Source organism: Rhodococcus sp. AQ5-07 (assembly GCF_009707305.1).
In the GTDB taxonomy this organism is placed as follows: Bacteria; Actinomycetota; Actinomycetes; order Mycobacteriales; family Mycobacteriaceae; genus Rhodococcus_F; species Rhodococcus_F erythropolis.
Map to the genome: position 1 here is coordinate 1,863,066 of NZ_CP046099.1, position 9,435 is coordinate 1,872,500.

The 9,435-nt window shown below is 61.7% G+C and carries 8 protein-coding genes and 2 rRNA genes (1 of these 10 cut by a window edge); all 10 read right to left on the minus strand.

The genetic code is table 11. From position 1 onward, the window contains the following. Window positions 1-64: 64 nt before the first annotated feature. On the minus strand, window positions 65-1,018 hold the full coding sequence (locus GJB56_RS08640) for a copper transporter (protein ID WP_019748590.1): 954 nt from the start codon (window positions 1,016-1,018) through the stop codon (window positions 65-67). Further along, window positions 1,015-2,199, minus strand: coding sequence for a putative cytokinetic ring protein SteA (gene steA / locus GJB56_RS08645; protein ID WP_113684278.1), 1,185 nt, complete (start codon window positions 2,197-2,199; stop codon window positions 1,015-1,017). Before steA ends, GJB56_RS08640 begins: the two co-directional genes overlap by 4 nt. An 86-nt stretch (window positions 2,200-2,285) precedes the next feature. Further along, window positions 2,286-4,064, minus strand: a complete 1,779-nt coding sequence (recN, locus tag GJB56_RS08650; protein WP_113684277.1) for a DNA repair protein RecN — start codon at window positions 4,062-4,064, stop codon at window positions 2,286-2,288. A 2-nt stretch (window positions 4,065-4,066) separates the two neighbouring features. Beyond that, entirely contained in the window at window positions 4,067-5,014 is a 948-nt protein-coding gene (locus GJB56_RS08655) for an NAD kinase (protein WP_019748593.1), read from the minus strand. Next, entirely contained in the window at window positions 5,011-5,868 is an 858-nt protein-coding gene (locus tag GJB56_RS08660; RefSeq protein WP_019748594.1) for a TlyA family RNA methyltransferase, read from the minus strand. Before GJB56_RS08660 ends, GJB56_RS08655 begins: the two co-directional genes overlap by 4 nt. A gap of 1 nt (window position 5,869) precedes the next feature. After that, window positions 5,870-6,112, minus strand: a complete 243-nt coding sequence (locus GJB56_RS08665; protein WP_019748595.1) for a hypothetical protein — start codon at window positions 6,110-6,112, stop codon at window positions 5,870-5,872. Window positions 6,113-6,188: 76 nt separating this feature from the next. After that, window positions 6,189-7,172: an HAD-IIA family hydrolase gene (locus GJB56_RS08670; RefSeq protein ID WP_113684276.1), complete on the minus strand. Its 984-nt coding sequence runs from the start codon at window positions 7,170-7,172 to the stop codon at window positions 6,189-6,191. Further along, window positions 7,169-8,110 carry a hypothetical protein gene (locus tag GJB56_RS08675; protein WP_073513327.1) on the minus strand — a complete coding sequence of 314 codons (942 nt, stop codon included), beginning with the start codon at window positions 8,108-8,110 and terminating at the stop codon, window positions 7,169-7,171. The genes GJB56_RS08670 and GJB56_RS08675 overlap by 4 nt, the downstream gene beginning before the upstream one ends. Window positions 8,111-8,171: 61 nt before the next feature. Beyond that, window positions 8,172-8,288: ribosomal RNA gene (gene rrf, locus GJB56_RS08680) — 5S ribosomal RNA — on the minus strand. A 159-nt stretch (window positions 8,289-8,447) separates the two neighbouring features. Further along, window positions 8,448-9,435 (minus strand): 23S ribosomal RNA (locus GJB56_RS08685); it runs 2,147 nt beyond the window's last position.

A 9,435-nucleotide genomic window follows, 5' to 3' on the forward strand; every position in this document is an offset into this window, starting at 1 on the left:
GTCGGTGCCTACAACGCGCCGACTTTCCGCCCCCGATGTGACCGGCGTATCAATACCGGGGTGTTCAGTTGGTGGGTGCGCCGACGGTAACCGCCGCCGCTCCCGGTCCCGTGCCGTAGCGGCCGGCGCCGCCGTTCAACTGTTCCTGAAGTGCCAACGGCGTCGTGATCTTGCCCGATTCCCGATCGATGTTGTCGATGGTCGTCAAGCCCGCTGAGAGCGCCGCGTCCGCACGTGCGACGGCAACCGGACCACTGCCCTCGGCCGAGCCAGGTCGGCCCGCGAGAATCGTTCCTGCGCCGCGTCCGTCGAGAGCACCGGCAAACCGGGCGATGACGGCGCCGCGGTTACCCGTGGCTGCGTCGGATTCACTCTTGTTGTCGCCGGTGAGAACCACCGCGAGCTGAGCCGGCTTGACCGCTCCGTCGTCGTAGCTGATGAAACCGGCGCTACGCAGCGAGTCGAGCGCGAGATTCATCTCGTCCGGAGTGCTCTGCGGTTCGCTGTTCTGCCCGTTGAGAAGCAGAACCGAACCGAGCAGATCACCCGCGAGACTGCCCTGATCGACCGCACCGGTCTTGAGGGTGATCCCCGCAGGGATGACATTGGTGACGACGGTCCGCAAGCGGTCACCACCGGTGGCGTCGACAAACGAATCGGTGAGCGAGACGCGTCCGGTCACGGCACCGCCGGCGGCAGTGACGAGTCGGTTGACACCGTCGAGATCACTGGGATCCGCGTCCGGTGCCGTGATGACGACGACGGTGCGACCAGCGAGACTGTCACGCACGACGCGACCGCCGACAGCGGCATCGAAGCCGTCCGCGGAATTGAGTTGCTGCTGAAGCTGATTGGACTGTTGATTGAGGTCTTCGATCTCGTTCTGCAGGTCCGCCTTGTCGTCACGCAGACCGGACAGCAATCCACTCGACAGCATTCCGGAACCGAGCACCACGCCGATCGCGAGTGCCAGAAAGATTGCCGCTATGGAAATTGCATGTTGACGCATCGAAATCACTTGAAGAGCCCCTGAACCCACAGCGCGAAGCTGTTCCACGTTGCGATTGCCCAGTCGAGAACTTCACTACCGGCATTGGACACGACCAGGGCGACGATCACTGCCACCAGGGCGGCGAGCACCAGGAGCGCGATCGCGCCGCCGGACACTCGACTTCGATACAGCGTTGCCACAGCCTTGGCATCGACCAGTTTCGGTCCAACCTTGAGCCGTGTCATGAACGCCGACGGATTGCTTTCACGACGCCCACGGTCGAAGAACTCGTCCAAGGACACCACGTTGCCGACCGTCACGATCAGTGAAGCTCCGTGGTGATCGGCAAGCAGCAGGGCAAGGTCGGTCGGTGAGCAGGTCGCCGGGAACGTCATCGCCCCGATACCGAGATCCTGGATTCGGGAAAGCCCCGCCGCATGACCGTCCTGGTCTGCAGGCAGAACAACTTCCGCGCCGGACTTGAGCGTGGAACTGGTGATTTCTTCCGGGTCGCCCACGATCAGATCGGGGCGGTATCCGGCCTTGCTCAACACGTCCGCACCTGCGCCGACACCGATCAGGATCGGCGAATACTCCTTGATGAAGGGCTTGAGGTTCTTCAGATCGGTCTCGCGTTCGGGGCCGTCGGAGACGACCACGACATGGCGGTCCTTCAAGTCGATATCGATGTCCGGAACACCGATTCCGTCGATGAGCAACGGGCTTTCGGTGCGGATGAACTCGATGGTGTTACCCGAGAACGCTTCCAAGTGATCGACCAGGCCGGTCTTGGCCTCGATCATCCGGTCGGATATTTCGGCCTCGGTCTGCTCGTCACCCTTGACGAGGCTCTTCTCGCCGTTGAAGATCTCACCCTCGTGCAGGCGGATCTTGCTTCCGTCCTTGATGTTCTTGAAGACATCACCGTCGACAGCATCGATGAGAACGATGTCGTTGGCGACGATCACTTCCGGTCCGAGGTTGGGGTACCGCCCCGAAATCGACGGCGACGCGTTGACCACGGCCATGACTCCGGCTTTCACCAGAGCATCGGCGGTCCGGCGATCGATGTCGACTTCGTCGAGGATCACGATGTCTCCAGGACCGACACGGCGTAGAAGCTTCGCCGTGTTCCGATCGGCCCTGGCGATGCCACTGATCCCAGGCAAGGATTCGGTGTTACGTGAGAGCAATCCGGGCATCTTCATGGCTTCGATGATGAACCTGAAACCGCGTTGACCGGTGGAGGCGCGCCGACAACTACCACATCAGTCACACCAACACCACAGAACCTTCAATCTGTGACGCGGGCCGCATTCGCGATCTCGAGCAGTTCTTCGGCGTGCGCACGACCGGTTTCGGTGTCGTCCAGCCCTGCCAACATACGGGCCAATTCGACCACCCGATCCGAATCCGACAAGGTCCGCACGCCACTGCTGACCACTCCGCCTTTGTCGTCGACCTTGTCCACCACGAGGTGGGTGTCGGCAAACGCAGCAACCTGCGGAAGGTGGGTGACAACGATAACCTGATGCGTACGAGCAAGTTTCGCCAATCGGCGGCCGATCTCGACAGCAGCGCGGCCACCGACCCCCGCGTCCACCTCGTCGAAAACCATCGTCGCACCGGTGTCGCTACCAGCGAGAACAACCTCGAGCGCCAGCATGACGCGTGACAGCTCACCACCGGAAGCGCTCTTGCTGATCGGAAGTGACGGTGCCCCACTGTGCGCGGACAGGCGAAATTCCACCTCGTCGACGCCGGCAGACCCGGCATGAAGGTCTACTCCCCCGACACTGAGCGGCGCCGAGTCCTGTGGGCCGGCAGGCTGCGAACGCACAGTCACTTCGAGGCCCGCACGTCCCATCGCCAGACCAGCGAGTTCCGCGCTGACGGCTTTGGCGAGCTTTGCCGCCGCCTTGACTCGCGCGGCGCTCAGCTTGGTAGCGGCCTCCGCGGTCAGACCAGCCGTCTCCTCGACCTGCTTGGCCAACAGTGACAACGCATCCGAGGACACGTCGAGTTTGGATAGACGAGCGCGAGCAGTATCTGCCCATTCGAGAACACCGTCGACATCGGCGGCGTACTTGCGAGTCAGAGTCTTCAGTTCCGATTGCCGCGACAACAAAGAGTCCAGAGCACCCGGGTCTGCGGGCAGCCCGGACAGGTAGGTGTTCAGGTCACCGGCAACGTCGGTGACGACGGCAATAGCGTCGGCCAACCGGGAACCGAGGCCATCCAGATCGGCGTCGGTGACCGACTCGATGCGCGCCCTCGCTTCGGACATCAGGTCTAGCGCCGGCATGACACCGACGTCGCCGCTTGCCATGTCGTCATTACCGGCGAGCGCAGCGTGCGCCTCTTCCGCAGCCGAGCGGAGCGAATCGAGTTCACTGAGTCGACGAACTTCGGCAACGATCGCCGTGTCCTCGCCGGGCTCGGGTGCCACGCCGTCGATTTCGTTGAGCGCGAAGGTCAACTGATCTGCTTCTTGCGCCAGTTCACGAGCCTTCGACGTGCGCTCGATCAATTCCGAACGAGCATCGAGCCACTCACGACGGTGTTTGCGGTACCTCGTCAGCAGCGTTCCGATTGCCTTGTCCCCGAAGCGGTCCAGCGCGTTGCGTTGCTGGTCGGGACGAAGCAATCGCAGCTGATCGTTCTGTCCGTGGACAGTCAGAAGTGGGTCCGTGAATTCGGAGAGAACTCCCGCCGGCACGCTTCGTCCGCCGAGATGAGCCCGTGACCGCCCATCGCTGCCGACTGTCCGAACAGCGATGATGGTCCCGTCCTCGTCGCGCTCGGCGCCGGACGATTCCAGGATTCGGACGATCTCACGCTCGGTGGCCGGCGAGACGTCGTCGGCGATGAATCGTCCTTCGACAACGGCCCGCGACGCGCCCAACCGCACTCGACCGGCATCCGCTCGCGCTCCGCTGAGGAGGTGCAAGCTGGTGACGACCATCGTTTTACCTGCGCCGGTTTCACCGGTCAGGACGGTCAGGCCCTCGTGAAACTGGGCGCTGGCCTCGGAGATCACACCAAGACTGTCGATACGGATCTCTGCGAGCACGATTAAGGCTTCCTTCCTCGCCATCCGGTAACCGGAAGCTCGAACTTGCGAACCATCCGATCAGCGAAAGGCGCAGAGTCCAACCGGACCCACTTGACGGGAGTAGCGCCGCGAACGATCTCGACGCGAGCGCCGGCAGGCAGTTCCAAGGTACGACGGCCGTCGCAGAAGACCAGGCCGTCGTGGCTACCGGCGACGGTCTCCACCGCGATAATCGAATTCGGGCTGGTGACCAACGGCCGCGCGAACAGCGCGTGCGCGTTGCTGGGTACGACGAGCAACGCTTCGAGTTCGGGCCACACGACGGGGCCGCCTGCGGAAAATGCATAAGCGGTCGAGCCTGTGGGAGTGGACACGAGAACACCGTCGCAACCGAACGCGGACACCGGTCTGCCGTCGACTTCGAGGACAACTTCGAGAACTCCCAGACGCGAACGGTTCTCGATACTGGCCTCGTTGAGCGCCCACCCGCGGTCGATGATCTCGTCGTCCACCCGAATCACGACGTCGAGTGTCATACGGGACTCGACGCGATATTCCTTGCGAACTACCTGTGCGAGAGCCTCGTCGAGATGCTCGGCCTCGGTCTCTGCCAGAAATCCGATCCGTCCGAGGTTGATGCCCAGTACCGGAATGGACGCTTCTTGAGCGAGTTCGGCGGCGCGCAGAAACGTGCCGTCGCCACCGAGAACAAGTACCAACTCGCATCCAACGGCAGCATCAGGGCCGGGATGAACAACCGTGACGTCGAGACCCGGCGCAGAGAAACCCTCGGGTTCCGTCATTGCTTCGATGCGCGAGCTGTCTGCTTCGTCGACGAGGACTCGCAGTCCGATTCCCGCGCGCTCGAAGATCTTCCCGACCCGCTTGGCAGTTTCCGTGATGTCACGTCGACCAGGGTGTGCGACAAGAAGGATCTCGCGCGACTCGCCGTTCGTGACCGCGTTCACTGGGGCCCTTCCTCTACAGCCTTGCGAATCATGTCCTCCACCGTAGGAATTCCCTCGGTGTTCGTCTCGGCGTCGGTATCCGTCTCTTCGTCGCCGGATGTACCCGTCTTTCGAAGCCACAGGAAATACTCGACATTTCCCGACGGACCGGGCAATGGGCTGGCCACGACACCTAACGTCCGCAGACCCACCTTTGCAGCAGCCTCCGACACGTCGAGCACAGCGGAGATTCGCAATTCCGGATCTCGTACGACGCCACCGGCACCGACGCGGTCCTTGCCCACCTCGAACTGAGGCTTGACCATCGGAACCAGGTCCGCGCCGTCAGCGGTACAGGCGACAAACGCCCCGAGTACCAGTTTGAGAGAGATGAACGACAGGTCCGCGACAACGAGATCGACAGTTCCGCCGATCGTCTCGGCATCGATAGCGCGAACATTGGTTCGGTCGATGACATGCACTCGGTCGTCGGACTGCAGGCGCCACACCAATTGGCCGTAACCGACGTCGACGGCGACAACTTCCTTCGCACCGCGTGTCAGCAGAACGTCCGTGAACCCGCCGGTGGAAGCGCCGGCGTCGAGGCACCGGCGACCTTCGACCGTCAATCCTTCGGCACCGAAGGCGTCAAGGGCACCGATCAGTTTGTGAGCACCGCGCGACGCCCACGAGACTTCCTGCTCCACCTCGACGACCCGAAGCGGCGTTCCGGCTTCGATCGCCGTCGCGGGCTTGGTCGCAACGGCTCCGGAAATGAGAACTCGGCCCGCGGAGATCAGTTCTTGCGCATGATCTCTCGATCGTGCCAGACCGCGACGGACCAATTCGGCGTCCACCCGTGCTCTACGTGCCACGTCAAGCCCTGTCCACAGAGGCGAGTGCCTGGACGAGCACCTCGTGTGCCTGTTCCAAAATATGTGCCTTCTGCGGAATCACACCTGCTCCGTGATGATCGTTCGGATCGTGTTCGATGCCGCCGAGGCGTGCCAGCAAACCGTCGACGTCAGAACGTATTCGTTCCGGATCGACGGTAGGGCGTGACCCGGGCAACGGTGATCCGTTGCTCGAGTTTCCGGGGTGCGGTGTCGGCGTGCTCATCGGGCACAACGTTAGTGCATGACTCTCGGTTGCGCATACACCCGCACCCCCGCGAGTCGAACACATATGCGAGAAATCAGGCCAGCCAGGAAGCAAACAGATCCGCCACGCCGGCATCCGACGCTTCCAGCGTCTGGAACGACGGATTAGCCCATGCGACAGGCGCAACCGCACGTAGAAGTGACATTTCGTCCCCGACAACCGGGCCGTCGACAACCAGCGCCGACCCGTTCACGGAGACAGACCACTTGGAGTCCGCACCGACCAGCGATTCGACGGCCGGCTGATTGAGCGAATCCAGAGTTGCTGCAATGTAGGTGGGGCGCTGCTCAATCGGAGCCCGCACTACGTCGCCCGGCGTGCTCACACCGGTCAGTACTAACAGTGAGTCGATCGAAACAGCATGTGCGCCTTCGATATCAGTGTCCAAGCGATCACCGACGACCAGTGGACGCGAGCACCCACTGCGTGCAAGCGCATCCTCCATCAGCGGAGCAGCAGGCTTGCCTGCCACCAAGGGTTCCTGCCTCGTGGCGGCGCGCAGAGCCGCCACCATCGAGCCGTTGCCGAGCACCAAACCTCGTTCCGACGGCAGTGTGGTGTCCAGGTTCGCAGCCACCCACAGCGCCCCGGCCCTGATCGCCAAGCATGCCTCGGCGAGGATCGACCAGTTGGTCTCCGTCGAATGTCCTTGGACGACTGCAACCGGGGAATCCGCGAATTCGCGCACCGGAAACAACCCGACGCGTGTCACCTCGTCGGCCAAGGCGTCGGTACCGACGACAAGTACGGCGGCACCGGGTTCGAGACGCTCAGCCAACAGGCGCACCGCCGTCTGAGAACTGGTGACCACGCGATCGTCTTCGGAATCGAAACCGAGTTCGGTCAGATGTGCGGACACTGCCGAAGGCGAGCGACTCGCATTGTTGGTCACGTAGTACAGAGCCTGCGTACCCTGACCCAACGCAGCCTGGGTGCCGGGAATCGCATGAGCTCCGGCGTACAGCGTGCCGTCGAGATCGAGCAAAAGTACGTCGTACTGAGTACGAAGCACGGTCACTGATCTTCTCCGGTCAACTCGGCCACCCGTTCTTCAGCATCCGTGTCACCCTCGAGGTCTGCAGCTGCAGCATTGAGGAACCACTTCAATCCGTCTTCGACACGACCGGCTGCAACGAGGGCATCAGCGTACGCATAGAAAAGCCGAGCCGCCGCTTCACCGGTACGCGCTGCGTCAAGATCCTTGGTCTGCAGTGTGACAACTGCCTGATCGAACTGACCGAGATCCATGCGGGCGCCGGCGACCACGATCCTCAACTCAGAAGCCTCGTCGCCGGAAAGCAGGGCAGCCTCGTCGCTACGACCGAGCTCGATTGCGCGTTCGGGTCGACCCAAACCGCGTTCGCAGTCGGCCATGACAGCGATCAGACCCGGTCCACCAGCCATTCGACGGGCAGCGCGAAGCTCGGAGAGAGCTTCAGCCCATTCACCGGCGTGGTACGCGGTGATTCCAGCAGCTTCACGAACGACCGCAATTCGGCCGGCGCGCTGACGAGCAGCGCGCGCGTGGAGCAGTGCAAGTTCCGGGTCTTCGTCGACAAGCTTGCCTGCCATGACGAGGTGACGCGCAACTGTGTTGGCGTTGTCCTTGTCGAGGCTGAGTAGATCTCGACGCACGGCCGGATCCAACTCGGTGGGCTCTACGTTGTCGGGCAAATCCGGTTCGTCAGGTCGTGCTTGCTGACGGTTGCGGTCACCGTCGCGTCCACGAGGGGTGAACCCACCCTCGCCGCCGCGACGCTGTCCGCCGTTGAATCCGCCGCCACGGTTACTGTTTCCAGCACCGCCACGGTTGTTGTCTCCGGCACCACCGCGGCGGTCTCCGCCTGCAGCGCCGCGTGATCCACGCCCGTCGTTGTCACGACGGGGGCCACCTGATCGAGGCGCTCCTCCCCCACGGAAGGACCGACGCTCGTCGCCATTCTCCGACACAGTCATTCCTCTCATACAACGCACGAAAGGGGACCCAATATGTTGGGTCCCCTTTCGGTTAACGGGTGTTCGGCGGTGTCCTACTCTCCCACACCCTGTCGAGTGCAGTACCATCGGCGCTGAAGGGCTTAGCTTCCGGGTTCGGAATGGGACCGGGCGTTTCCCCTTCGCTATGACCGCCGTAACTCTATGAAACTGTCACAGTAACCAACTTCTGATCACCTGGTTTCACCGTGCACCAACCCGAACCCGTTACCGGATGGATGGATGACGGAGAAAACAGAGTTTCTCATCAGTATCTGTGTGTTGTTTCAGATACCGCACAGTGGACGCGTAGCTTCTTTGTGGTAAGTCCTCGGCCTATTAGTACCAGTCACCTGCATGCATTACTGCACTTCCAGTTCTGGCCTATCAACCCGGTGGTCTGCCGGGGGCCTTACCCCCTCGAGGGGGTGAGAAACCTCATCTTGGAACAGGCTTCCCGCTTAGATGCTTTCAGCGGTTATCCCTTCCGAACGTAGCTAACCAGCGGTGCTCCTGGCGGAACAACTGGCACACCAGAGGTTCGTCCGTCCCGGTCCTCTCGTACTAGGGACAGCCTTCCTCAAGTTTCTAACGCGCGCGGCGGATAGAGACCGAACTGTCTCACGACGTTCTAAACCCAGCTCGCGTGCCGCTTTAATGGGCGAACAGCCCAACCCTTGGGACCTACTCCAGCCCCAGGATGCGACGAGCCGACATCGAGGTGCCAAACCATCCCGTCGATATGGACTCTTGGGGAAGATCAGCCTGTTATCCCCGGGGTACCTTTTATCCGTTGAGCGACACCGCTTCCACTTGCCGGTGCCGGATCACTAGTCCCGACTTTCGTCCCTGCTCGACCTGTCAGTCTCACAGTCAAGCTCCCTTGTGCACTTGCACTCGACACCTGATTGCCAACCAGGCTGAGGGAACCTTTGGGCGCCTCCGTTACATTTTGGGAGGCAACCGCCCCAGTTAAACTACCCACCAGGCACTGTCCCTGAACCAGATCATGGTCCGAGGTTAGAGGTCCAATTCGATCAGAGTGGTATTTCAACAACGACTCCACGATAACTGGCGTCACCGTTTCACAGTCTCCCACCTATCCTACACAAACCGAACCGAACACCAATACCAAGCTGTAGTGAAGGTCCCGGGGTCTTTTCGTCCTGCCGCGCGTAACGAGCATCTTTACTCGTAATGCAATTTCGCCGAGTCTACGGTTGAGACAGCTGAGAAGTCGTTACGCCATTCGTGCAGGTCGGAACTTACCCGACAAGGAATTTCGCTACCTTAGGATGGTTATAGTT